This window comes from Mangrovihabitans endophyticus (assembly GCF_014646155.1).
GTDB classification, from domain to species: domain Bacteria; phylum Actinomycetota; class Actinomycetes; order Mycobacteriales; family Micromonosporaceae; genus Actinoplanes; species Actinoplanes endophyticus.
Window position 1 is genome coordinate 50,125 of the sequence record NZ_BMMX01000010.1, and the last position, 24,275, is coordinate 74,399.

At 70.4% G+C, this 24,275-nt stretch carries 20 protein-coding genes; 7 read left to right on the top strand and 13 right to left on the bottom strand.

Annotation, left to right across the window (positions count from 1 at the left end):
- Positions 1-47 precede the first annotated feature (47 nt).
- Together IEY73_RS13735 and IEY73_RS13740 are read left to right on the top strand one after the other, a co-directional pair.
- A complete protein-coding gene (locus tag IEY73_RS13735) occupies positions 48-1,892 on the top strand; it encodes a bifunctional metallophosphatase/5'-nucleotidase (protein WP_189079584.1) in 1,845 nt (614 codons plus the stop codon).
- Positions 1,893-2,187: 295 nt separating this feature from the next.
- Positions 2,188-2,478 (top strand): chorismate mutase, encoded by a 291-nt coding sequence (locus IEY73_RS13740; RefSeq protein WP_189079585.1) that lies wholly within the window; start codon positions 2,188-2,190, stop codon positions 2,476-2,478.
- A 420-nt stretch (positions 2,479-2,898) separates the two neighbouring features.
- Here the strand turns inward: IEY73_RS13740 and IEY73_RS13745 are convergent, their stop codons facing one another.
- From IEY73_RS13745 to IEY73_RS13775, 7 genes are all read right to left on the bottom strand, one after another.
- Complete coding sequence (locus IEY73_RS13745) at positions 2,899-3,906, bottom strand: ABC transporter ATP-binding protein (protein ID WP_189079586.1); 1,008 nt, start codon at positions 3,904-3,906, stop codon at positions 2,899-2,901.
- Positions 3,899-4,933 (bottom strand): ABC transporter ATP-binding protein, encoded by a 1,035-nt coding sequence (locus IEY73_RS13750; protein WP_189079587.1) that lies wholly within the window; start codon positions 4,931-4,933, stop codon positions 3,899-3,901. Before IEY73_RS13750 ends, IEY73_RS13745 begins: the two co-directional genes overlap by 8 nt.
- A 7-nt stretch (positions 4,934-4,940) precedes the next feature.
- Entirely contained in the window at positions 4,941-5,879 is a 939-nt protein-coding gene (locus IEY73_RS13755; RefSeq protein WP_189079588.1) for an ABC transporter permease, read from the bottom strand.
- Positions 5,872-6,798: an ABC transporter permease gene (locus tag IEY73_RS13760; protein WP_189079589.1), complete on the bottom strand. Its 927-nt coding sequence runs from the start codon at positions 6,796-6,798 to the stop codon at positions 5,872-5,874. Before IEY73_RS13760 ends, IEY73_RS13755 begins: the two co-directional genes overlap by 8 nt.
- Before the next feature lie 137 nt (positions 6,799-6,935).
- Positions 6,936-8,564: a peptide ABC transporter substrate-binding protein gene (locus tag IEY73_RS13765; RefSeq protein WP_229715818.1), complete on the bottom strand. Its 1,629-nt coding sequence runs from the start codon at positions 8,562-8,564 to the stop codon at positions 6,936-6,938.
- 316 nt (positions 8,565-8,880) lie between these two features.
- A complete protein-coding gene (locus IEY73_RS13770) occupies positions 8,881-9,543 on the bottom strand; it encodes a response regulator (protein ID WP_189079590.1) in 663 nt (220 codons plus the stop codon).
- Positions 9,540-10,781: an ATP-binding protein gene (locus IEY73_RS13775; RefSeq protein ID WP_229715819.1), complete on the bottom strand. Its 1,242-nt coding sequence runs from the start codon at positions 10,779-10,781 to the stop codon at positions 9,540-9,542. Before IEY73_RS13775 ends, IEY73_RS13770 begins: the two co-directional genes overlap by 4 nt.
- Before the next feature lie 173 nt (positions 10,782-10,954).
- Here IEY73_RS13775 and IEY73_RS13780 point away from each other — a divergent pair, with 173 nt between their 5' ends.
- The 3 genes from IEY73_RS13780 (at position 10,955) to IEY73_RS13790 (ending at position 14,443) form a co-directional block, all read left to right on the top strand.
- Positions 10,955-12,679: a PspC domain-containing protein gene (locus IEY73_RS13780; protein WP_189079591.1), complete on the top strand. Its 1,725-nt coding sequence runs from the start codon at positions 10,955-10,957 to the stop codon at positions 12,677-12,679.
- Entirely contained in the window at positions 12,676-13,104 is a 429-nt protein-coding gene (locus IEY73_RS13785) for a hypothetical protein (protein WP_229715820.1), read from the top strand. The genes IEY73_RS13780 and IEY73_RS13785 overlap by 4 nt, the downstream gene beginning before the upstream one ends.
- Positions 13,105-13,195: 91 nt before the next feature.
- Complete coding sequence (locus tag IEY73_RS13790) at positions 13,196-14,443, top strand: phosphatidylserine decarboxylase (protein WP_189079592.1); 1,248 nt, start codon at positions 13,196-13,198, stop codon at positions 14,441-14,443.
- A gap of 97 nt (positions 14,444-14,540) precedes the next feature.
- Here the strand turns inward: IEY73_RS13790 and IEY73_RS13795 are convergent, their stop codons facing one another.
- The 3 genes from IEY73_RS13795 to IEY73_RS13805 all read right to left on the bottom strand — a co-directional run bounded on the left by IEY73_RS13795 (position 14,541) and on the right by IEY73_RS13805 (position 17,552).
- A complete protein-coding gene (locus tag IEY73_RS13795; protein ID WP_373292783.1) occupies positions 14,541-15,518 on the bottom strand; it encodes a CDP-alcohol phosphatidyltransferase family protein in 978 nt (325 codons plus the stop codon).
- Between the two features lie 142 nt (positions 15,519-15,660).
- On the bottom strand, positions 15,661-16,605 hold the full coding sequence (locus IEY73_RS13800; protein WP_189079593.1) for an NUDIX hydrolase: 945 nt from the start codon (positions 16,603-16,605) through the stop codon (positions 15,661-15,663).
- On the bottom strand, positions 16,605-17,552 hold the full coding sequence (locus IEY73_RS13805) for an NUDIX hydrolase (RefSeq protein WP_189079594.1): 948 nt from the start codon (positions 17,550-17,552) through the stop codon (positions 16,605-16,607). Before IEY73_RS13805 ends, IEY73_RS13800 begins: the two co-directional genes overlap by 1 nt.
- 237 nt (positions 17,553-17,789) lie before the next feature.
- On the opposite strand from IEY73_RS13805, the gene IEY73_RS13810 reads away from it, so the two are divergent.
- Positions 17,790-18,038, top strand: coding sequence for a PspC domain-containing protein (locus IEY73_RS13810; RefSeq protein WP_189079595.1), 249 nt, complete (start codon positions 17,790-17,792; stop codon positions 18,036-18,038).
- A 13-nt stretch (positions 18,039-18,051) separates the two neighbouring features.
- Here IEY73_RS13810 and guaA read toward each other — a convergent pair whose 3' ends face one another.
- Together guaA and IEY73_RS13820 are read right to left on the bottom strand one after the other, a co-directional pair.
- Positions 18,052-19,599 carry a glutamine-hydrolyzing GMP synthase gene (gene guaA, locus IEY73_RS13815; protein WP_189079596.1) on the bottom strand — a complete coding sequence of 516 codons (1,548 nt, stop codon included), beginning with the start codon at positions 19,597-19,599 and terminating at the stop codon, positions 18,052-18,054.
- 35 nt (positions 19,600-19,634) lie between these two features.
- Entirely contained in the window at positions 19,635-21,584 is a 1,950-nt protein-coding gene (locus IEY73_RS13820; RefSeq protein ID WP_189079597.1) for a S8 family serine peptidase, read from the bottom strand.
- A 156-nt stretch (positions 21,585-21,740) separates the two neighbouring features.
- On the opposite strand from IEY73_RS13820, the gene IEY73_RS13825 reads away from it, so the two are divergent.
- A complete protein-coding gene (locus tag IEY73_RS13825) occupies positions 21,741-22,829 on the top strand; it encodes an LCP family protein (protein ID WP_189079598.1) in 1,089 nt (362 codons plus the stop codon).
- Positions 22,830-22,858: 29 nt separating this feature from the next.
- On the opposite strand, the gene IEY73_RS13830 is transcribed toward IEY73_RS13825, so the two are convergent.
- Complete coding sequence (locus IEY73_RS13830) at positions 22,859-24,259, bottom strand: M1 family metallopeptidase (protein WP_189079599.1); 1,401 nt, start codon at positions 24,257-24,259, stop codon at positions 22,859-22,861.
- Between the last annotated feature and the right edge of the window lie 16 nt (positions 24,260-24,275).

Consider the following 24,275-nt stretch of genomic DNA (forward strand, 5'->3'; position numbering starts at 1 on the left):
CTGTCAACGTTCGTTGATCCGTACCCCGATCGGGAGAACCGAATACCATGGACCACGCCCGCCTCCGCGGCCGGGCGGTGCTGCGCCATCTGGCGGCACCCGCTCTCGCTCTGGCCGTCGTCGCCACCGTGCCGATGGCCCAGTCCGCATCACCCGCCGCCGCGGCACCCGCGCCCGGCATGGCCCCCGCCAGCGTCTCGTACGGTCTGCCGCACGGCCGTACGGTGAACGGGCAATTCCTCAGCTACAACGACTTCCACGGCGCGATCGACCCGCCCGGGGGCAGCGGCGGCCTGGTCAACGGCACCCCCGCCGGCGGCGTCGAATACCTCGCCACCTGGCTGAAGAAGCTGCGCGCCGAGGCGAAGAAGCAGGGCCGGCAGACCACCACGGTCGGCGCCGGGGACCTGATCGGCGCCTCCCCGCTGGTGAGCGCGGCGTTTCACGACGAACCGACGATCGAACTGATGAACGAGGTCGGGCTGGAGGTCAGCTCGGTCGGCAACCACGAGTTCGACGAGGGCGTCGACGAGCTGATCCGCATGCAGCGCGGCGGCTGCCACCCGGTGGACGGCTGCCAGGACGGCGACGGCTTCGGCGGCGCCAAATTCCACTACCTCGCGGCGAACACCATCAGCAAGAAGACCGGGCTGCCGATCCTGCCCCCGATCGACATCAAGTTCATCAACGGGGTGCCGGTGGGCTTCGTCGGACTCACGCTGGAGGGCACCGCCGGGATCGTCAACCCGGCCGGGATTCAGAACGTCCGGTTCGCCGACGAGGTGGAGACCGCCAACAAGTGGGGTCGTCTGCTCAAGCTGTTCGGCGTCAAGGCCCAGGTCCTGCTGGTGCACGAGGGCGGTCAGCAGAACCCGCCGACGGGCACCAGCGCCGGCGTGTCGGACTGCATCAACTTCTCCGGTCCGATCACGTCGATCGTGGCCGGGCTCAACCCGGAGTTCAGTCTGGTCGTCTCCGGCCACACCCACCGCTTCTACACCTGCACGCTGCCCAACCGGGGCGGCACGTCGGTGGTCACCAGCGCCGGGAGCAACGGCACGATCATCACCGACATCGACTACACCCTGGACCGGCGCACCGGCCGATTCGCGCGGGTCGACGCCAAGAACGTGGTGGTGGAGAACGGCGTGCGCAACCCGGACGGCACCTGGAAGCAGGAGGGCGGGGTCTACGTCAAAAACCCCGACCTGGTGGACCCGGCGGCCAAGAAGGTGGCGGACAAATATCGTACGGCGGTCGAGCCGATCGCCAACCGCGTGGTCGGCAGCATCACCACGGACATCGTGCGGGACAACGGCGCCAACGGGGAGAGTCCGCTGGGCGATGTGATCGCCGACGCCCAACTGGCCTACACGCAGGATGACGACGCCCAGATCGCACTGATGAACCCGGGCGGCATCCGGGCGCCGCTGACGTACGCCGAAGTGTCCGGCGGAGAGGCTCCCGGCCAGGTGACCTACGGCGAAGCGTTCACCGTGCAGCCGTTCAACAACCTGGTGGTCACCCAGACCTTCACCGGCGCGCAGCTCAAGGACGTGCTGGAGGAGCAGTTCGTCGGGTTCGGCGCGCAGACGTCGCAGAAGATCCTGCAGGTCTCGCGCGGATTCACGTACGCCTGGAGCGCCGGCGCCCCGGCTGGCTCGAAGATCAGTGACATGGCGCTGAACGGCGCACCCATCGATCCCGCGGCGACGTACCGCGTCACCACCAACGACTTCCTGGCCAACGGCGGTGACGGCTTCAGCAACCTGACGCAGGGAACCGACCGCACCACCGCGCCGGGCTTCGACATCGACGCGCTGGTGGCCTACCTGGGCGCGGGTGACCCGGTGGCGCCGGGCCCGGCCGACCGGATCACCACGGTCGGCTGATCGGCGGTCCGCCGCCACGGCCGACATCCCTGCCACGCCGACATCCCTGCCACGCCGACATCCCCGCCACGCCGACATCCCCGGGTTCGGGCCGTTTCCTTGCGGAGCGGCCCGAGCGGGGGGATACTCTGCTCGTGATTCAGAGGGCGCGATTTTACTTCTACGGCACCGGCAGTCCGGCGGCCGTAGGACGCGTCTGAACGACAGACCTACATCAAGCCCCGGGCCGCACAGCCCGGGGCTTGATGCTGACTGGGCAGGGGCGGCCGGGGCCTCGGCATCCGAGGAGCAGGACATGACAGCCAACATGGTGGGTCAGCCGACCGGCGCGGACGAGCCGCTGGCGGACCACGAAATCCGCGCGATGCGCGAGCGGATAGACGAGATCGACCAGGCCATCATCGACCTGTGGCAAGAACGCGCACGCCTGTCGCGCGAGGTCGGCCGCACCCGCATGGCGTCCGGCGGCACCCGCTTGGTGCTGTCCCGCGAACGCGAGATCGTGGAGCGTTTCCGCTCCGCACTGGGCGCCGACGGCACACAGGTGGCGCTGATGATCCTGCGCGCCGGCCGCGGCCCCCTCTGACGGCAGCCCCACCACCCGCCGCACGCCCGCACGCCCGCGCACCGCGCCCCGCACGCCCGCGCCCCGCACGCCCGCGCCCCGCACGCGCCGCGCCCCGCACGCCCGCGCCCGCAGCGCCCGCCGATCTTGAACTTTACGTGCCCACTTCACCCCGATATACCCGACTTATCCGACCACTAACTTCAAGATCGCGCGCGACGAGCGCCCACCTCCGGCCGATCTTGGAAATTGCGGTCGGACAAGTCGGGCTTTGTCACATCAGAGCGGGCACAATAAGTCCAAGATCGACGACCCACACCCCCGGGCGGAGATCAACGACCCACACCCCCGGGCGGAGACCGACGACCCGCGCCCCGGGGCGAGGGCCGGGCCGAGGGGCGACGACCCGACGCAGGGGCGGCAACCCCACGTGAGACGGGATCAGCCGCTCGCGAACATCTCCCGAGCCTCCGCGAAGTGGCACGCACTCGGGTGACCCGAGCGATCCCGGATCTCCAGCTTCGGCTCCTCCTGCGCGCAGATGTCCTGCGCCTTCCAGCACCGTGTGCGGAACCGGCAGCCGGACGGCGGGTTCGCCGGCGACGGCACGTCACCCTCCAGCACGATCTGGTCCCGTTGCCCCCGCAGCCGCGGGTCCGGCACCGGCACCGCCGACAGCAGCGCCTGCGTGTACGGGTGGGTCGGCTGCTCGTAGATGGCGACGTCACCACCCGCCTCCACGATCTTGCCGAGGTACATCACCGCGACCCGGTCGGAGATGTGCCGCACCACCGACAGGTCGTGCGCGATGAAGATGTACGACAGCCCCAGCTCGTCCTGCAGACCCTCCAGCAGGTTGATGACCTGCGCCTGGATCGACACGTCCAGCGCGGACACCGGCTCGTCACAGACGATGATCTCCGGCTTGAGCGCCAGCGCGCGGGCGATGCCGATGCGCTGCCGCTGCCCACCGGAGAACTGGTGCGGGTACCGGTTCACGTGGTCGGGGTTCAGGCCGACGATGTCCAGCAGGTCCTGGACGGCCTTGGTGCGGCCGCTGCGCGGCGTCACATCGGGGTGAATCTCGAACGGCTCCCCGACGATGTCGCCCACCGTCATCCGCGGATTCAACGACGTGTACGGGTCTTGCAGCACCATCTGGATGTGCCGCCGGGCTCGGCGCAGGTCGCGGCCCTTGAGCCGGACCATGTCCTCGCCCCGCACGTTGATCTCGCCCGACGTGGGCTTCTCCAAGCCGACCAGCAGTTTGGCGAGGGTCGACTTGCCGCAGCCGGACTCGCCGACCACGCCGAGCGTCTCGCCCCGGTTGAGCTGGAGGTCGACGCCGTCCACCGCGCGGACCGCGCCCACCTTCGACTGGAAGACGATGCCGCGGGTGATCGGGAAGTGTTTGACCAGGCCCTTGGTTTCGAGGACAACGTCACTCATCGCCCACGACCTCCCTCCAGAAGTGGCAGCGTGCCGTGCGGTTCGGTTGGACCGCGTACGGCGGCGGGGGTGGATCCTGCCGGCAATCGTCCTTGGCATAGCTGCACCGCGGGTGGAAGGCGCATCCGTCGGGGATGGCCGTCAGCGCGGGCGGCAGGCCACGGATGACGTTGAGCTGCCTTCCCTTGTGGTCGAGCCGCGGGATCGACTCCAGCAGGGCCCTCGTGTACGGGTGGGCCGGGCGCGCGTAGATGTCGTACACCGGTGCCTCTTCGACCACTTTGCCGGCATACATGACCGAGATCCGGTCCGCGACGTCGGCGACCACGCCCATGTCGTGGGTGATGAGGATGAGGCCCATGTTGCGTTCGTTCTGCAGGTCTGCCAGCAGGTTCATGATCTGCGCCTGCACGGTCACGTCGAGCGCCGTGGTGGGCTCGTCCGCGATGAGCACTTCGGGGTCCAGCGCCAGCGCCATGGCGATCATGACGCGCTGGCGCATGCCGCCGGAGAACTGGTGCGGGTAGTCCGTGACGCGGCTCCGCGCGGCCGGGATCCGCACCTGGTCGAGCAGCTCGATGGAGCGCTTTTTGGCATCGCCCCGAGACATTCCCCGGTGCTTACGGAACAGCTCGCCGAGCTGGAACCCGACGGAGTAGACCGGGTTCAGTGCGGAGAGCGCATCCTGGAAGATCATCGCGATGTGGTTGGCGCGCACCTTGCGGCGTTCGGCCTCCGGCAGCTTCAGCAGGTCGATGCCGCGATAGCGCACCTGACCCTCGGTGATGAAGCCGGGCGGAGTGTCCAGGATGCCCATGATCGCCTGCGCCGTGACGGACTTGCCGCACCCGGATTCGCCGAGAATGCACAGGGTCTCCCCCGGCTTCAGGGTGAAGTTCGCGCCGTTGACCGCGCGGGCCACGCCGTCCCTGGTGCGAAATTCCACGTGCAGGTCGTTGACGTCGAGCAGGGGAGCCTGCGGATCGAGGCCCGGTAGGGCGTCGATTTCCGCCTTGATGTCGGTCATGTCGGGATCACCGCAGCTTCGGGTCGAAGGCGTCGCGCACCGCGTCGCCCAGCATGATGAAGGCCAGCACCGTGACGGCCAGGAAGACCGAGGGCCAGATCAACGGCGTCGGGGCGACACGTACGTACGGGCCCGCCTCGGAGATGGCGATGCCCCACGAGATCGCGTCGCCCTTCAGGCCGATACCCAGGAAGGACAGCGTCGCCTCGCTGGCGATGTTGATGCCCAGCAGGATGGTCAGCACCACGATGAAGGACGCGATCGAGTTGGGCAGGATGTGCCGCATCATCAACCGCGCCGGCCCGGCGCCGAGCATGCGGGCCGCCGCCACGTAGTCCTGGTTCTTGGCCGCGATGACCGACGATCGCATGATGCGCGCCGCGCTCGTCCAGCCGAGCACGCCGAGCGTGACGATGACCGCCACCACGCCGTTGTTCTGCGGGTCCTGCGACAGGCGCTTGGCGAGCACGATCGCGGCGAGCAGGAACGGCACGCCCAGGACGATGTCGATGAACCGCGACAGCACCGCGTCCACCCATCGGCCGAAGTACCCCGCGCTCAGGCCGAAGATCAGGCCGATCACCCCGGACAGCAGGGTGGCGAGCACACCGACCTCGACCGAGGCACGGGCGCCGTAGATGGTGCGCGCATAGACGTCGCAACCCTGGAAGTCGTACCCGAAGAAGGCCGATCCGGTGGGCCCGGAGTGCTGTCGGCTCAGGGTGCACGCTCGCGGATTCGCCGAGGTGAACAGCGACGGGAAGATCGCCATCGTCACGATGATCACGACGAGCACCGCGGCCACCCAGAAGATCTTGTTCCGCCGCAGATCGGCCCACGCGTCGGCGGCGAGGCTGCGCGGCTTGTCGCGCTTCGCATTGTGCCGCGGTTCGGGCGCGGCGGCGTCCGGCTGTTCTTCGGCGGTCGCTGCTTGGATGTCACTCATAGCGGATCCTCGGGTCGAGGGCGGCGTACAGCAGGTCGACCAGAAGGTTCACGACCAGGAAGATGATGACCAGGATGCTCACGAACCCGACGACCAGCGGGCCGTCCTCGGTCCGGATGCCCCGGAACAGGTTGAACCCGACTCCCGGGATGTTGAACACCTGCTCGGTGACGATCGCACCCGCCATGAGCTGACCGATGTCCACACCGATCAGGGTGATCACCGGAATCAGAGAGTTGCGCAGCACGTGCACGCCGATGACGCGCTGGCGCGACAGACCCTTGGCCCGAGCGGTACGCACATAGTCCGACCGCAGGTTCTCGGCGACCGACGTCCGGGTGACCCGCAGCTCGGTCGCAACGACGAGGCTGCCCAGCACCAGGGCGGGCATGAGGAGTTTGAAGAATCCCGGATCGGCGCCGGTGGTCGGCGGGAACCAGCCGAGCTTGATTCCGAAGATCAACTGGGTGAGCGGCGCCAGCACCACGATCGGCAGGGACAGGATGACCAGCGTGAGCACCAGGGTCACGTTGTCGAAGATGCTGCCCCGGCGGATGCCGGAGATGACACCGGCGACGATCGCCACGGTGGCCGCGATGATGATGGCCATCAGCGCCAACCGGATCGTCGTGGGCCACGCCTGGGCCATCATGTCGGAAATCGACCGGCCGGTCAGCGAGGTCCCGAAGTCGCCGGTCAGCAGGCCCTTCATGTAATACCAGTACTGCGTGAGGAAGGGGTCGTCGAGATGGTAACGCTCAGTTAGCACCTGACGGACGTTCTGGGTGATGGGTCGTTCGCCGGCCAACGCCTGGATGGGGTCTTCCTGGTTGGCGAACACCAGCGCGTACAGCAGAAATGTGGCCCCGAAGAAGGTGAGGACCATCTGCAGCAAGCGCCGCACGATGTAGCGGAACATGGGGATTGAGCGCCTTCCGCGAAGGATAAGCTACCGAGCGTCGTGGGCTTGGCAACTCGGCGTAGACATGAAAGACAGTGATGGCGTCACGGTTTCACATTTCCCGCGACGCCACCACCGTCAACTCGGACTGAAGGTCAGGCCATTTCGATCTTGTAGAGGTCCAGCTTCTGGAACAGGTCGACATTCACGTTCTTGACCCGCTCGGAGTGACCGAAGACGTTCTGCCCGAACCGCAGCGGGATCACCGGCATGTCCTGCGCCAAGATGTCCTCAGCCTGCTGCCACTTCTTGATGGCTTCCTCCGTGGTCGGCGCCTCGGAGCCCTCCTTCACCAGGCTGTCGAACGCCGGGTTGCTGTAGCCGTAGTAGTTCGACGAACCGGTCGTCGAGTACAGCGGGCCGAGGTAGTTCTCCATCAGCGGGTAGTCCATGATCCATCCGAGACGGATCAGGCCCACCGGCTCCTTCTTCTCGACCTTGGTCAGCAGGTCGGCGAACTTCGGCTCACCGACACCGGTGCAGTTCACACCGAGCGCGGCCTTGAGCTGGTTGCAGGTGGCGTCCACCCACGCCTTGTGCCCACCGTCCGCGTTGTACGTGATCTTGATCTCGGACGGGCCGCCCGCAGCCGTGTACATCTGCTTGGCCTTGGTCGGGTTGTACGTGCAGTACTCACCGCAGGAGTTCGGGCGGTAGCCGGCCACCACCGGCGACACGAACGCCGCCGCGGGGGTCTGCGAGCCGAGGAAGATCTGGTCGGTGATCTCCTGACGGTTGATCGCCATGGAGATCGCCCGGCGGACGTCCGCGTTCGCGAACTCCTTCTGGAACGTCGGGAAACCGACGAACTGGAACACCGAGTTCGGGCTCTTCTTGAAGCGGTCCCCCAGGTCACTGGGCGCGCTCGCGAGGCTCTCGATCGGGATCGTGGTCTGCACGTCGAGGTTGCCGGCGACCAGGTCGGCGTACTGCGCCTGGTCGTCCTGGTAGATCTTGTAGGTCACGCCGTCGACCTTCGGGACGTCGCCCTTGAAGTCGTCGACCTTCTCCACCTGGATCTGCGCGTCGTGCTGCCAGGCGCCCTTCATCTTGAAGGGGCCGTTGCCGACGATCTTCTCCTCGAAGCCGTCGGCGATCACGCCGGGCGCCGAGAAGGCCGCCTTGGGCAGCGGCAGGAACGCGGTGTAGCCCATGACCGACTTCCAGCCGGTGAACGGAGCCGAGAGCGTGACCGTGAAGGTGTTGTCGTCCACCTTCTTCAGGCCGGTCAGCGTCTTCGCCTTGGGCTCGGGCGCTTCCTTCGGGCCGTCGCCGTCCGGGTCCTCGGACTGCAGATCGGCGTAGCCCTCGATGCGCTCGTAGAAGTACGCCGCGTTCTGCCCGTTCGGGCCGTAGGCGCCGTAGTTCCAGGCGTCGATGTAGTTGTCGGCAACTACCGGCTCGCCGTTGCTGAACGTAAAGCCAGACTTCAGCTTGACGGTCCAGACCTTGTTGTCATCCGAGGTGATGGACTCTGCGGCCACCTCGACCGGCTCGTTCTTGTCATCGAACTTGATCAGCGGGTAGAAGAGCGCATCCAGCACTTCGGCACCGTTGGACTCGGTGGTGTTGGACGGGATCAGGTGTTGCGGCTCACCGATGCCAACGACGATGGTCTTGTCAGCGGAGTCGCTGCCACCCGACCCACCGCTGCTGCAACCGGCGGCCAACAAGGCGATGGCGGTCGCTCCGACCGCCATCTTCCATGGGCTTTTCCCAAGCATGGGAGTATCTCCTCAGGGGCGCTCACGAGGGGTTGTGTGAGTAGGTGCCACCTTCGCACGCGCTCCTGGGTGCCCGTGGCCGCTGTTATCAAGCCGATATTCGCCCGATACGCCCCAGCAGCGCGACGAAGATCATCTATGCCTGGAATAAAAGGCCCCTGACCTGCAATAACCACCCTTCGTCATGGCGATCTTACGGTGAATAGCCGATTGGTCCGACTTAATCTCCGAACGGTTGGCAGGACCCCCTCACACACCCCCGGACCTGCGGCTTGAGGCAATTTGTCCGCCCCGGCGGTCACTCTTGCGGGGCGCCTCAGACCAGGCGCCGGTCGGCCGCCCACCGCGACAGCTCGTACCGGTTCGACATCTGCAGCTTCCGCAGCACGTTCGAGACGTGCGTCTCGACCGTCTTGATGGAGATGTACAGCTCCTTGGCGATTTCCTTGTACGCGTACCCGCGCGCCAGCAGCCGCAGCACCTCGCGTTCCCGGTTGGTCAGTTGATCGAGCTCCGGATCCGCGAGCGGCACCTCGGAACGGGCCGCGAACGCGTCCAGCACGAACCCCGCCAGCCGCGGGCTGAACACCGCGTCACCGTCGGCCACCCGCTTGATCGCGGCGGCCAGCTCATCCGGGGAGATCGTCTTGGTCACGTACCCGCGAGCGCCGGCCCGGATCAGGCCGATCACATCCTCGGCCGCGTCGGACACCGACAGGGCCAGGAACTTCACCTGCGGATGGGTGCGGCGGATCGATTCCAGCACCGCTCGGCCGCCGCCGTCGGGCATGTGCACGTCCAGCAGCACCACGTCGGGCGTGCTCGCGGCGATCCGGCTGATCGCCTCGGACACCGAACTCGCCTCGCCGATGACGTCGACATGCGCGCCGAGCTCGGCCCGCACACCGGCGCGGAACATCGCGTGGTCATCGACGAGGAAGACGGTGAGCCGGCCACCCTCCGCAACGGGCTCGTTCATCTCGCCATCTCCTTCCCGGCGCCAATGCTCTCCCGCGACGAGACGGGCAGGGTCAGGCGCACTTCGGTGCCGTCGCCCGGGGAACTGCGGATGACCGCACGTCCGCCGTGGCGTTCCATCCGTCCGATGATGGAGCCACGGACGCCGTGCCGCGACTCCTCGATGGTGGCGATGTCGAAGCCGGCCCCGCGGTCGCGCACGAACACGCTTAGCTGGTCCGCCTCGACTTCGGCGTACAGCGACACGCTCTGCTCCCCGGAGTGCCGGGCGGCGTTGACCAGCGCCTCGCGCGCCGCGGCGACCAGGGCGGCGACACCCTCGTCGCAGTCCTTGTCGCCCACCACGACGGCCTCCACGCTTATCGCGTACGTGTCCTCGACCTCCGCCGCGGCCTGCTCCAGCGCGGCACCGAACCGTTCGGTCGGCGAAGCGGTCGGCTTGTAGAGCCAGTTGCGCAGGCTGCGCTCCTGCCCACGGGCCAGCCGCTGCACCTCTTTGATGTCCGTCGAGTTGCGCTGGATCAGCGCCAGCGTGTGCAGCACCTGATCGTGAATCATCGCGGCGAGTTCGGCGCGTTCCTGCTCGCGGATCCGGCCCTCGCGCTCGGCGCGTAGCTGGCTGAACATCCGCCACAACAGCGGCGCGACCACGACGCCGACGCCGGCCAGGCCGATCAGCGCGAACAGCACGCCGTTGAGCACCGAGTCCAGGCTGCCGGCCGGCGCGTACACCGCGACGATGCCGATGATGCCCACGGCGACCAGCACGCCGCCCCCGATGAACCGGAACAGGAACGACCGGCGGTCGCTCTCGGCCACCACCGCGGCCAGCCACGGCGCCTGCGGATTGTGCGCCCATTGACCGCGCCGCTCGGGGTCGGACTGGTGCCAGATCACGCCGGCGCCGACGGCGATGACGGCGATCAGCCATCCGGCCGTTCCGGTCAGGTCATCGCCGAAGACCAGCGCCTGGAGCAGCACGACGCCGACGCCGATGGCGGCGAACGGCAGAATAGCGCCGAAGTCGCGCCGGGTGGGCTGCTCGCCGTCCGGAACCTGCTGCGGGAGCACCGCCCAGTAGGCCGCATAGAGCATCAGGCCGAGCCCGGAGAAGCTCAGCAACACGACGAGCGCGATGCGCACCGCGATCACCGGAATGCCGAGATGGCGCGCCAGCCCGGAGGCGACCCCGGCGATGATCCGGTGGTCGCGCGGCCGGTACAGGCGGCGCGGCGGCACGGGCGCGGTGACGGTGGCGATCGGCTTCTCCTCTGCTCGCTTTCGAGCATCACACGCCCGGAGCCACGGGGCTACGGGGAACTTCCCGGAGCCTGGGACGCCCGCCGAGTCAGGGTGGCCTCAGGGTCGGCACCGGAAGCGGCTCGGGCCGGGGGACCTTCAGTATCGATGGCATGACCGACGAAGCTGCCGAGTCCCGCAGACCGGCGACGACGGAGACCGGTGCTCCGTCGTCGGACGCCCCGGCACCCGCCACCGCAGACACCACTCCCGGCGTCGTTTCGGGCGAAGCGTCCGGCGCCGTCGGCGGAACACATCCGGAAACCGAGCCCGCGCGGAACGAGGAAACCGAGCCTGCGCGGAACGAGGAGGCCACGGCGGAGTTCCCCGCGGCGGAGTTCCCCGCAGCGGCCACGCCGCCCGACGCCGGCCTGCCTCCCCACCAGGACACGCCACCAGCCCAAGGCCCGCCCCCGGGCCAAGAACCGCCCCCGGGCCAAGAACCACCGCCCCAAGGCGGGCCGCCGCCCGGCCAGGGTCCGCCGCCCGGCGCACCGGGTGACCCACCGCCCTGGTCCGGCGGCACCGAGGGGCTCAGCTTCTCGCGCGACAAGCTGATCCGTCCCCGCCAGGGCCGGTACATCGCGGGAGTGTGCGCCGCCATCGGGCGTGCCACCAACACCGACCCGGTGCTGTGGCGGGTGCTGCTGGCCGTGCTCAGCATCTTCGGCGTCGGCGTGCTGATCTATCTGGTCGGCTGGCTCACCATCGCGGGCGAGGGCGACGCCGTCTCCCCGGTCGAGTCGCTCCTGGGCCGCGGCCGGTCCGCCATGTCACCGCTGTCCGTGGTGCTGCTCGGCGTCGCCGCGTTGATGAGCTTCGCGTTCACCGTGAACGACGGGTTCCGTACCGCGCTGCTGGCGGCCGCGGTGCTCGGCGGCGCGGCACTGCTGCTGCGGCGCAACAACCGCCCGGCCACGCCCTGGGGCACGCCGCCGTCCGGGCGGGCACCGTCCGAGGGTGCCGGTTCACCCGCGTTCGCCGCGGCCACCCCGCACGCCGGCTTCGGTGCTCCGCCCGCCGGCCGCACGCCGACCGCCGCGCCGCAGACCGGGCCGCTGCCGCCGCGGCCACCCGGCGCGGCATCCGCGGGGGCGACGCCGCCCGGGCCCGCGGCGCAGCCGGAATCCACCGGCGGCTACCGTCCGCCGTTCGCACCGCACGGGCCGTGGGCACAACCCGCGTATCCGCCGCCTCCGCCTCCCGCCGCGCCCCGGCCGCGCGTACCGAAACCGCCGCGGGAGAAATCCCGGCTGGGGCGCATCACGTTCTTCGGGGTGCTGCTGGTGGTGGGACTGATGGCACTGACCTCCGCGGCCGGCGCGCACATACCGGTGGCCGCCTACTTCGCCGCCGCGCTGGCCACCATCGGGCTGGGCCTGGTGCTGGGCACCTGGGTGGGACGCGCCCGCGGACTCATCGCGCTCGGCCTGATCACCGCGATCGGCCTGGCCGCTGCGACCGCGGTGAGCGGCTACGACGGGCACGTCGGCCAGAGTGTCTACCGCCCGCAGACCGTCGGCGCGATCGCCGAGCGCTACGGCTTCAAGGCCGGAGATGCCACCGTCGACCTGCGCGACGTCGACTTCGCCGGCGCCGACCAGCGGACGTCGATCGGCATGAAACTCGGCAAGGTCCAGGTGTTGCTGCCGCCCGACGTGGACGTCACCGTCACGGTCCACGTCCAGCGTGGCCAGGTGAACGTGCTCGGACACGAATGGTCCGGTGACAATCTGGCCAGGCAGGTCGTCACCGATGACGGCGTCGACGGGCCGGGCGGTGGATCGCTGGCCCTGGATCTGGACATGGACACCGTTTCCGTGGAGGTGACCCGATGAAGCCGCACCGCGCCGACGGGGTTTCGCTGAGCTTCGGCCTGATCTTCGTGCTGGTCGCCGCGTGGTGGGCGGTCTCCCGGGTGGTTCACCTCCGGTTGCCGACCCTCGGCTGGCTGATCGCCGGCATGCTGATCCTGTTCGGGATGATCGGGCTGTTGCGAGCCATCCGGTCCGGGCGGCGCGCGGAGCCGGTGCAGGCGACGACGACCGAGCCGGCCCCGGACGACACCGCGGCCGGGGGGCTGCCACCGCAGATGCACGCCGACATCGTCCGCGAGCTGATGGAGAACTCCGCCGAGCGGTTCGGCCGGGACCACCCCGAGCCGTCGGCCCGGCCGGCCACCGAGCCGCCCACCGAGCCGCCCACCGAGGAGCTCGCGGCGCGACCGCCGACCGGTGGCAGGGACGACTCAGCGCGCGGGTGAACGGGGGGCGCCGCCCGCGGGTGAACAAACCCGCGGGCGGCGCAATAAACTCGGCGCATCCGAGTCCACTGCGCGAGGAGCACGCACCGTCATGACGCCGTTTCCCGCCGTTTCCACGGCCCCGGTGGCAAGCATCGGACCCCGCGCCGCTCGCGCGCTGACCGCGGAGTTCGCACGGCACAACACCGCCACGTCGGCGCTGGTGATCGGCGCCGACCACGCGTCCGGCGTGATCGCCGCGGCCATCGAGGCCCTGCTACCGGACGACAGCCTCACCCTGGTCGCCGGCGAGCGCACCACCGCAGATCTGCTCCGCGACCACATCACCGGGCTGGGTAGCTGGATCTCCGACCGGGTCAAGATCGTGGACACGCTGGCCGAGGCCGACCCGGCCGACGTGGTGATCATCGGCGAACCGCTCACCGGTACCGCCGAGGACGTGCGTGCCACCCTCGACGCGCTGACCAAATACCTCACCGACGGCGCGGTGGTCGCCATCGCCACGCCGGCGCTGCCCGGCCGCACCGGCGGGGCCGCCGCGGAGCTCTTCCGGCAGAGCGCGCTCTTCGGGGTCGGCTCGGACCTGGTGGTGCGCAACAATCCGCCGGTACGCGTGCACCGCCTACGGTTCACCGCGGCGCCCGCCGCTCGGGCCACGGCCCTGGCCCCGGCCTACCGCACCTCCAGCGTGCCGGTGTCCCGGACGATGCACATCGACTCCAACGGCATCGCCGCCGCGGGCATCGCCGCCGGCCTGGCCCTGTTGGCGCGGGTCGGTCGGCCGGGTTCCCGGCTCTGGCTCCTCCCGGCGATCGCCGCGGCACCGATCGCCGCGTTCTTCCGGGATCCGGAGCGGGACGTGCCCGGCGAACCGTCCGCGGTGGTGGCCGCGAGCGACGGCCGGGTGCTGTCGGTGGAGCGTCTGACGGATTCCCGCTTCGGCGCCGGCGAGTTCCTGCGCATCGCGGTCTTCCTCTCCGTCCTGGACGTCCACGTGAACCGGATCCCGGTCGCGGGCCGGGTCACGGACCACTTCGTGGAGGACGGCGGATATGCCAACGCGATGACCGCGGCGGCGGAACACAACGTGGCGGCCTACACCGTGCTGGACACCGAGCACGGCACCGTCGTGGTCGCGCAGCGCACCGGACTGATCGCCCGGCGGATCGTGCAGCGCACGCCGGTCGGTGCGCTCGTCGCCCGCGGGGAACGCATGGGGCTGATCCGGTTCGGTTCCCGCACCGACGTCTACCTGCCGGCCGACAAGGCGGAGAGCATGGTGACCGTGGGCGACCGGGTGCTGGGCGGCTCGTCGGTCATCGCCCGGTGGACGCGGTGAGGGCAATCACGGTGAGCGGGACCGCCGCCGTCTGCTGAAAGACAGGCTCTGCCGGGGCGGCCCCGAGAGGGGATCGCCCCGGCGGGACGAGCGCGGCTCAGACGCGGCGGGTGCGCACCCACATCACGGGGCCGCTCACCAGGTAGGCCGCCACCAGGCAGACGAAGGTCAGCCGGGGGTCGACGAGCGCCCCGACGACGGGCAGCAGCCACAGCCACGGCGGCAGCTTCACCAAGCGGGCCAATTTCGCGTACGGGAAGCTGGAGACCATCGCGAAGGCGAGCAGGGCGACCCCGCCCAGCAGGGCGATGCCCGGAATGGGCAGGTCGATCAGCACGGACAGGGCGAGGACCGCCGCCGCCATGGTGGTCGGCACGCCGGAGAAGAACTTGCCGTCCTTGGGCGAGACGTTGAACCGGGCGAGCCGGATGGCGGCGCACCCGGCCACCAGCATGCAGGCCACCGCGGCGGCCGCCGTCGGCACCGAGTGCGCCAGCGAGGCATAGACCACCACCGGCGCGGCGAGGCCGAACGAGCACATGTCGGCCAGCGAGTCCATCTGCGCGCCGAACGGACTCGACACCCCGAGCTTGCGCGCCAGAGCGCCGTCGAGGCCGTCGAACACCACGCACGCGACCAGGCACGCCGCGGCATAACGCAGGTCACCGTGCATGGCCAGGAAGATCGCCAGCAGGCCGAGCCCGAGGCTGCTCAGGGTGCAGGCGTTCACCAGGGCGAAGCTCGCCCGGCGGCGGACCGTATGGTCGCCGGGGAGCAACCCGCCGGCGTCCGCCTCCTCGGCGTCCGCGACGGGCTCGTTCGGCGCGACCCGGTAGCCGGCCGGGGACGTGGGGAGCGCCAGTGGCGTGCGGGTGGTCGGCGCGGCGTACGCGCGGGAACCGGTGTAGATCACCTCGGCCTGGGTGGCGGTGGCGGCGCGGCCGGACCGGCGCCCCACGCGCACCAGGGCCCGCCGCGCAGCGCTGCCGCTGCGGCGGATCCGGCCTGCCCAACGACGTCCGGCGGGACGCGGACTGTCCGTCGTACGACGCCGGCGCCAAGGGGTTCTCGGCACGTGCTCCTCCATCTGGATCGTCAGCCCGCCGAGATCCGCGGCGGGGCGGGGTGCCCCGCTCCCTGGGGGCGGTTACACCTTTGCACAGTGGCGGGACCTTGGCGATAGACCGCACGCGCGGTGGGCCACGCCCCCTCCCGCCTCAGCCGCCCCGGCAGTGACCTGATCTCGGTGTTGATTTTAACCGACCTTCGCCGTCCGCGACCTGGTCCAGCGCGGCTTGCACCACGTCCGTCAGCGGCTTTGCGGCGAGTTCGCTCGGGGTGCACCAGGCAGCCGCCGCAGTGGATCCGCCGGACTCCTGCACCGTCGGTCTGGTCGGCCGGTCGACATGGACTCTAAACAGCGCACGAATGACATGCCACGACATCGGCACGCCCTCCGGACCGACGGCCGCCGGGTCGTATCGGTGTGAGATTCCGAGCAGTCCGTCGACGCGCCCGCGCTGCGCGGTCTCCTCGAACAGTTCCCGGGCGAGGGCCCGTTCCGGAACCTCGCCGTGGTCGGTGCCGCCGCCGGGCAGGTGCCAGCGTCCGGCTCCGGGATAGCCCGGGGCGATGCGGGTGAGCAGGACGCGGCCGTCCGGGTCGGTGGCCAGCGCGTACGCACCGAATCGCTGGACCCGGTCCGGCCGCGCGAGCGGAAAGTCGGAAAGGTCCTGAATACTGGGAAGTCTCACCGCCGACTCGCCCAGAATGTGGGCGGCGTACGGCAGCAGGGGGCACTCCCGGGGCCATACCCACTCTGCCGCGTCGCCCGTGTCGCCACCCTCCCCACGCAGCTCGCCGGGGGCCGGCGTCACGTCGTAGACGATGCGATCGGTGTGCTGGACGACGCCCGAGCGCGGCAACAGCCGCACGTCCGCCGTGACCGACCGCAGCGCCCATTCCCGCAGCTCCAGCCCGGTCTCCGCGCGGAACCCGCGAACCAAGGCATCGACCGGATGCTCACCGTGGTCCACGCCGCCGCCCGGCAGTCCCCACAGTCCGGGGAACTCGGCCGCCGCGGAGGCGCGGACCATCAGCACCCGGCCGTCCGCACGGCGGCAGACGCCGTACGCGCCGACCCGTCGTGTCCGGACGGGCATCAGAGGAGCCGCGCCGCCCGCAGCGCCTCGGCGGTCACCTCGGTGAGCCGGTCGCCAGGGATGGCGGCCACCTCCGTGAGATCCACCCAGCACGCCTCGGACGTGGAGCCACCGACGTCCTTGACCACCACGTCGGTCGGCGCGTCCACCACGACGCGATAGAAGGCGCGCACCCCGTGCCAATCGATCGGGTAGCCCTCCGGACCGAGCGAGGCGGCGTCGCGGTGACTCGCCACGCCGAGCAGGCTGATCAGCCGACCGACCTGGCCGGTCTCCTCGACCAGCTCACGAATCAGCGCGTTGCCGGGCTGCTCGCCGTAGTCGGTGCCGCCGCCGGGCAGATGCCAGCGACCGGCACCCGGGTAGCCGGGGGCCACCCGGGTGAGCAGCACCCGGTCCGCCGGATCGGTGGCGATCGCATAGGCGGCGAAGCGCTGCGCCCGGTGCAGCCCGTCCGGGCCGGGCACGGCGTAGAACGACGGGAAGTCCGGGGTCTCGTCCGGCCGCAGGTCGGCGGAGGCGGCGGACAGCCCCAGCGCGTCCGCGGTGAACGGGCGCAGCCGCAGCCGCTCGACCTCCTCCACGGTGTGCCATCGGGCCAGGTCGGTCGGCTGGCCGACGCGATCGATGAGCTTGCCGCCGCGCACCGCCGCCGAATAGATCAGCCGGTCGGTGTGGATGGTGACGCCGCGGTGCGGCAGCGATCGCATGTCCGCCAGGACGTCGCGCAGTCCGGAGACGGATATCGACAGTCCGGTCTCCGCCGCGGTCTCCCGGACGACGGTGTGGTTCGGGTCTTCTCCGTGATCGACGGCACCGCCGGGCAACGACCAGACTCCGGGGGTGCCGGAGCGGGACGATGCCCGGACGAGCAGAACGCGACCGTCGGGGTCGGTCGCCACGGCGTAGGCCGCGATCCGGCGCAAGGGTTCCAATGCGGGGGTCACAACCGAAATCTTTCCCGCATTTTGTTACCCAGAGGATTCGTGTGTCGGATTCCTGACAGTGGGATCGCATAGAGTAATCCCTGATCAGAGGGCTGTCGCAGACTTTGAGTCCAGCAGAGACTACACAGGGTGACGACATCGAGGTGATATCGACCACCCGGCAACCCGGCCGAAATCAGGGTCCGGATCGGGGCACTCACCGAGGCGCCCGGACCCGCGCGACGGCACGCTGGAGGCATGACACAACACACCGTCACCCCGTACAAGCAACTGCGCCGGCCGATGGACGACCGCATCGTCGCGGGCGTCTGCAGCGGCCTCGGACGCTACTTCGACGTCGATCCGGTCCTGGTGCGCGTCGGCTTCGCGGTCGCCATCGCCCTCACCGGCGGAGTGGCCCTCATCGCGTACCCGATCATGTGGTTCGTGATGCCCGAGGCGGAGACACCGGCCCCCGCCACCGGCACCACGCCCGGCGGGCAATGATCCGGCGGGCGGATCACTCCCACTCGATGGTGCCCGGCGGCTTACTTGTCACGTCCAGCACAACCCGGTTGATCTCGGGCACCTCGTTGGTGATGCGGGTGGATATCTTGGCGAGCAGGTCGAACGGCAGACGCGACCAGTCCGCCGTCATGGCGTCCTCGCTGGAGACCGGCCGCAGCACGACGGGGTGCCCGTACGTCCGGCCGTCGCCCTGCACCCCGACGCTGCGCACGTCGGCGAGCAGCACCACCGGGAACTGCCACACGTCGCGGTCCAGCCCGGCCGCGCTGAGCTCCTCGCGGGCGATCAGGTCCGCCGCCCGCAACACGTCCAGCCGGTGCCGGTCCACCGCGCCGATGACTCGGATGGCCAGGCCGGGACCGGGGAACGGGTGCCGGTGCACCATCTCCTCGGGCAGGCCCAGTTCGGTGCCGAGCGCCCGCACCTCGTCCTTGAACAGCGTGCGCAACGGCTCGATCAGCGAGAACTGCAGATCGTCGGGCAGCCCGCCGACGTTGTGATGGCTCTTGATGTTCGCCGTGCCGGTGCCGCCGCCGGACTCCACCACGTCCGGGTAGAGCGTGCCCTGGACCAGGAACTCGACGTGCCGCTCGGCATCCACTTCGCGCGCCGCTGCCTCGAAGACGCGGATGAACTCCCGACCGATGATCTTGCGCTTCTGCTCCGGGTCCTGCACCCCGTCCAAGGCGTCGAGGAACCGGTCCGCGGCCTCCACCACCTTCAACCGGATGCCGGTGGCCGCGACGTAGTCCTTCTCGACCTGCTCGGCCTCGCCCGAGCGCAACAGGCCATGGTCGACGAAGACGCAGGTCAACTGGTCGCCGACGGCCTTGTGCACGAGCGCCGCGGCGACCGCGGAGTCGACCCCGCCGGACAGGCCACAGATCACCTGCTTGTCGCCGACCTGCGCGCGGATCGCCGCGGTCTGCTCGTCGATGATGTTGGACGGCGTCCAGGTCGGCTCGATGCCGGCGATGTCATAGAGGAAGCGCCGCAGCATCTCCTGCCCGTGCTCGGTGTGCGCCACCTCGGGGTGGAACTGCACGCCGGCACGTCGCGAGACCGGGTCCTCGAACGCGGCGACCGACGCCCCCGGTGTGGAGGCGGTCACCGCGAAGCCGACCGGCGCGATGGTGACGCTGTCCCCGTGGCTCATCCAGACCGGCAGGTCCGCCGGGAGGTCGCGCAGCAGCGTGCCGCCCTGCGCGGCGAGCAGCGTGCGGCCGTACTCCCGGCCACCGGTGTGCGCCACGGTGCCGCCCAACGCCTGCGCCATCGCCTGGAAGCCGTAGCAGATGCCGAAGACCGGCACCTCGTTGTCGAACAGCCCGGCGTCCAGGGCCGGCGCGCCCGGCTCGTACACGCTGGACGGGCCGCCGGACAGGATGATCGCCGCGGGGTCCTTGGCCATCATCTCGGCGACCGGCATGGAGTGCGGCACGATCTCCGAGTAGACCCGGGCCTCGCGGACCCGGCGAGCGATCAACTGGGCGTACTGCGCGCCGAAGTCGACGACCAGCACGGGCCGGGGAGTGCTCATGGCGGGCAGTTTAGTGCGGTCGGCGCGCAGGCCCGTCAGCGGTACCACGTCCGGGTCGGGGTGTAGGCGGCGTTCCAGGCACGGTCATAGACGCGCACCCGCACCGTCATTCGCCGCCCGTAACGCCAGGTCGGCACCGAGAAGCGGTAGGTGCTCGCCGTGGTGCGCTGCACCACCCGCCCGTTGACCAGCAGTTCCATGCGCGCGACCCGGTTGGCGTCGGAGCCGCGGACGGTCAGCCGCGCGGTGCCCCGGACCTTCCGTCCGCTCGCCGGGCCGCCCAGGATGCGCGCGGACGGACGGGCGTTGTCGCGGGTCACCACCTGGCTGACCCGGCTCACGTTGCCGAGCCGGTCGAACGCCCGCAGCATCAGCGTGATGCGCCCGTTGCGGGACCCGGATTTCCAGGTGAACTGGTACGGCCAGGTGGTGTCGGTGGACACCACGCGCCCGCCGACCACGAGCTGGATCTTGCTGATCCCCGCCGGGTCCGAGGCACGGGCGCCGGCCCGCACCACGCCGCGCACCAGGGCGCCCCGGCGAGGCGCCACGAACGCCACCCGCGGCCCGGTGTGGTCGGCGGTGATCCGTACCGCAGCGGTGGCCAGCACCGTCGACCCGGCCTTGGCCGTCACCGTCAGCGTCGCCGAACCGGTCACCGCCCGGGTGTTCACCCGCAGCGTCCAGGGCTCCGCGGTCGACGTGGCAAGCACGTCGCCGTCGAGTTCCGCGACCACCTCGGTGATGCCGGAGGCCGACGCCACGTGCGGACGCAGCGTGAGGGAGTTGCCCACGGTCAGTGGCTTGCTCACCCCGGACAACCAGAACGGCAGCGCCCGCAGCGCGTCGTCCGCGTCCACCCGCCCGGCTCCGGTCCAGCCGCCGGACAGCGCCCGGCCGGACGACTCCATCGCCTCCCGGATGACGGCCGGGCCCGGCTCCGGAGTGGTGGAGGCCAGCAGCGCCGCCACGCCCGCGGCGAACGGGGTGGCCGAGGAGGTGCCGCAGAACCAGCCGATCCGGCCGCCGACGTCCTGCGCCGGGTTGCACCCCGGCGCCGCCAGGTCCACCCAGTCGCTGCCGTAGTTGGACCACGAGTAGCGGGTGTCCGCGGAGGTGGAGGCGCCGATCGCCAGGACGGCCGGGATCGCTGCCGGATAGTGCCGCTGCGAGCTGCCCGCGTTACCGGCCGCGGCGATCACCAGCGAACCCCGGCCGGTCGCGTAGTCGACCGCGTCGCGCAGCAACTGGCTGTCCGCCGAGCCGCCGAGCGACAGGTTGATCACGTTCGCGCCGCGGTCCGCCGCGTACCGGATGCCCTCGGCGATGTCGCTGTACGAGCCGACACCGTCCGCGCCCAGCACCTTGACCGGCAGGATCTTGCAGTACCAGCAGATGCCGGCGACACCGGTGCCGTTGTTGCCGCTGGCGGCGAGCACCCCGGCGGCCATCGTGCCGTGGCCGTTGTCGTCGTACGCGTTGCTGTCCTCGTTGACGAAGTCGTACCCGGTGAGCAGCCGGGACGCGAAATCGGGCAGCGGCTTGACGCCGGTGTCCACCACCGCCACCACCACGCCGCCGACGCCACGGGTCAGGTCCCACGCATCGTCCACGTCCGCACGGACCGCGCCCCATTGGCTGCGGAACCCGGGATCACGCGGCGTGGTCCGGGCGACGCGTGCCGTGTGGTCCGGCTCCACGTAGGCGATCGCCGGGTCCGCCCGCAGCGTCGCCGCGGCATCGGTGACCTGGGTGGCCGGGACGTCCACCGCCACCGCGTCACCGATCTCCTCACTGTCCAACACGTCCACGTCGTCGTCGGTGAGCCGGTCGACCACGTCCGCGTCGTGCCGCAACCCGACGATCAGCGACACCGGCTCGGGGTCGGGTGCGGGCGCGGCGTGTGCGGCGGCCGGATACGCGGTCGCCACGAGACCCCCCGCCAGCAGACCGATCCCGAACCGCCTGATCGCGCCGTTGCGCATGAACGTTCCCCCCGCACTTCCCGACAGCAGTGCCGTCCACCGTCAAGGCGTCGGGTGGCAACCTCAGTGCCCGCCGGGTTGCGCTCCGGTAGCCGAGCCAGACGGACCGCTGCCGAGGCGTTGAGCAGCGCATAGACGTCGCTTACTGTGTGCGGGATGCGAACCAGGCGGATCATGTGGGTGGCAGTCGGCGTCGTGGCGGTGACGCTGGCCGGCACCGGCATTGCCGTGGCCCTGGCCGCGCGCTCCGAATCACCGGCCGCCGCCCCCGGCACCCCCGCACCGACCGCCGCGGCCCCGTCGACCAGCCCCGCGCCACCGCCCGGCGCGGACATCGAGGGCCCGCTCGACCTTCTGCTGATCGGCGTCGACACCCGGGTGAACGTTCCGGACTGGGAACCGCACGCCGACGCGCTGATGCTGCTGCACGTCTCGGCCGATCTGCGGTCGGGATATCTGTTCTCGCTGCCTCGCGACCTGCGGGTGGACATGCCCGCGTACGCGAAGGCCGGGTTCGGCGGCGGCCGTCACAAGATCACCGAGGCGATGAGCCTGGGATCCCGGGTGCCCGGCTCGAAACGGATCAGCGTCGAACAGGGCTACGAGCTACTCACCACGGTGGTGTCCGACTACACCGGGATCGACGAGTTCCAGGCGGGCGCGATCCTGAACTTCGGCGGGCTCTCCCGGCTCACCGACGCCCTGGGCGGGGTCACCATGACCATCGACCAGAAGGTGGTGTCCATTCACCGGCAGCCGGACGGGTCTCGGCGCACCCTACGGCCGGGCGGCGGCGGATATCTCGGACCGCAGGCCACCTATCTGCCCGGCACCCGCACCTTGCAGGGGTGGCAAGCGCTCGACTACGCGCGGCAGCGCTACACCCCGGGCGGTGACTACACCCGCCAGCGTCACCAGCGGCAACTCGTCAAGGCGCTGCTCAGCAAGGCCCGCGACGCCGGTCTGGCCACCGCCCCGGAACGCCTGCGCCCGGTGATCGACGCGCTCGGCGACAGCCTGGTGTACGTCGGCGGGCGCGGCCCCCTCGAATACGCGTACGCGCTGCGCGACCTGGACCCACGGAACCTGACCCTGGTCGGGCTTCCCGGCGACGCCGTCTATCACCACGGCGGTTACATCGGCGAGGAGCTGACCTCGGAGGGCACCGGATTCCTCAAGGCCCTCCACGACGGGCGCGCCGAGGCGTACCTGAGCGACCACCCCGCCCTGGTCAACAAGGACTGAACCCGGTCGACCGGGACTGAACCGGACGGTCACGGACGCGGCGGCGGGCCGTCCCCGGAGAGCCACGCGTCGAACAGGCCGCTCAAATCCCGGCCCCCGGCGGCACGTTCGGCGGCCGTCACGAACTGCGCGGTCGTCACGTTGCCGTCGCGGTGCCGCGCCGGCCACGACCGCAGCAGGCCGAAGAACGCCCGGTCGCCGATGGTGCGGCGGAGCGCGTGCAGGGCCATCGCACCCCGCTGGTAGACGGCCTGGCCGAACAGGTGCGGCACCCCCGGATCGTCGGTCGGGATCGACCAGTCCATCCGCTCGTACGCGGCATCGAAGCTCTGTTGCACCGTCCGCGTGCCCTCGTGCTCGTCCCACAACCACTCGGCGTAGGTGGCGAAGCCCTCGTTGAGCCAGATGTCGCGCCAGCGCTCCACCGACACGCTGTCGCCGAACCATTGATGCGCTAGCTCGTGCGCGACCACCGTGCTGTTCGGCCCGCGGCCGAAGAACGTGTCGCCGTACACCGGGCGGGTCTGCGTCTCCAGCGCGTAGTCGATCCGGTCGTCGTCGATCACCACCCCGCCGTACGCGTCGAACGGGTAGCGGCCGAACCGGCCGGTGAGGAAGTCGGCGATCTCGCCGGTGCGGGCGATCGACCGGGCGGCCGGGCCGTCCTGCGGCAGCGTCTCCGGCACCGCGGTCACCATCGGCTTGCCGTGCAGGGTGCCGCTGCGTATCCGGTACTTGCCGATCACCACGGTGGCCAGATAGCTGGCCATCGGCGACGATTCCGTCCAGCGCCACGTGGTCCAGCCGCCGGCCGTGGTGCGCTCGCCGGGAATACCGTTGCCGATCGCCTGCAATCCCTCCGGAACGGTCATGGCCAGACGCAACGTCGCCTTGTCCGAGGGATGGTCGTTGACCGGGAACCAGGTGCTCGCCGATTCCGGCTCGCCCACCGCGAAGGCCCCGTCCCCGGTACGCGTCCAGCCGCCCTTGCCGAGGAACTCGTTGTCGATCGGGGCGGGCGTGCCGCCGTACGCCACCACCACGATGAACCGGTCGCCGTCGGCGATGCCGGTGCCGGGCGTCACGACGAGTTCCCGGCCCTCCTGGCGGGCGCGGGCAGTCGTGCCGTCGACGGTCACCCGGGTCACGGTGAGGTGGGCGAGGTCGAGGTTGAAGCGGGACAGTCCCTGCGTGGCCACGGCGGTGATCGTCGCGGTCCCGGTCAGCCGGCCGGCCGCCGGGTCATAACGCAGATCGAGATCGTATCCGCGTACGTCGTACCCGCCGTTGCCGTACGTCGGGAAGTACGGGTCGCCCGCCCCGGCCGCACCGGGCCGGGGCGTCGTGGCCCCCGCCGTGCCGTCATCGCCGCCGGTGCATCCGCCGAGCAGCAGCGCGACCGCGACCGCGCAGGCCGCGGCGTTGCGCACCGATCCCCCCGTCCGC

Bases quoted from the DNA above. Each gene is read 5' to 3' on its own strand.
- IEY73_RS13735 (WP_189079584.1), top strand. From the start codon at position 48: ATGGACCACGCCCGCCTCCGCGGCCGGGCGGTGCTGCGCCATCTGGCG.
- IEY73_RS13740 (WP_189079585.1), top strand. From the start codon at position 2,188: ATGACAGCCAACATGGTGGGTCAGCCGACCGGCGCGGACGAGCCGCTG.
- IEY73_RS13745 (WP_189079586.1), bottom strand. From the start codon at position 3,906: ATGAGTGACGTTGTCCTCGAAACCAAGGGCCTGGTCAAACACTTCCCG.
- IEY73_RS13750 (WP_189079587.1), bottom strand. From the start codon at position 4,933: ATGACCGACATCAAGGCGGAAATCGACGCCCTACCGGGCCTCGATCCG.
- IEY73_RS13755 (WP_189079588.1), bottom strand. From the start codon at position 5,879: ATGAGTGACATCCAAGCAGCGACCGCCGAAGAACAGCCGGACGCCGCC.
- IEY73_RS13760 (WP_189079589.1), bottom strand. From the start codon at position 6,798: ATGTTCCGCTACATCGTGCGGCGCTTGCTGCAGATGGTCCTCACCTTC.
- IEY73_RS13765 (WP_229715818.1), bottom strand. From the start codon at position 8,564: ATGCTTGGGAAAAGCCCATGGAAGATGGCGGTCGGAGCGACCGCCATC.
- IEY73_RS13770 (WP_189079590.1), bottom strand. From the start codon at position 9,543: ATGAACGAGCCCGTTGCGGAGGGTGGCCGGCTCACCGTCTTCCTCGTC.
- IEY73_RS13780 (WP_189079591.1), top strand. From the start codon at position 10,955: ATGACCGACGAAGCTGCCGAGTCCCGCAGACCGGCGACGACGGAGACC.
- IEY73_RS13785 (WP_229715820.1), top strand. From the start codon at position 12,676: ATGAAGCCGCACCGCGCCGACGGGGTTTCGCTGAGCTTCGGCCTGATC.
- IEY73_RS13790 (WP_189079592.1), top strand. From the start codon at position 13,196: ATGACGCCGTTTCCCGCCGTTTCCACGGCCCCGGTGGCAAGCATCGGA.
- IEY73_RS13800 (WP_189079593.1), bottom strand. From the start codon at position 16,605: ATGCCCGTCCGGACACGACGGGTCGGCGCGTACGGCGTCTGCCGCCGT.
- IEY73_RS13810 (WP_189079595.1), top strand. From the start codon at position 17,790: ATGACACAACACACCGTCACCCCGTACAAGCAACTGCGCCGGCCGATG.
- guaA (WP_189079596.1), bottom strand. From the start codon at position 19,599: ATGAGCACTCCCCGGCCCGTGCTGGTCGTCGACTTCGGCGCGCAGTAC.
- IEY73_RS13820 (WP_189079597.1), bottom strand. From the start codon at position 21,584: ATGCGCAACGGCGCGATCAGGCGGTTCGGGATCGGTCTGCTGGCGGGG.
- IEY73_RS13825 (WP_189079598.1), top strand. From the start codon at position 21,741: ATGCGAACCAGGCGGATCATGTGGGTGGCAGTCGGCGTCGTGGCGGTG.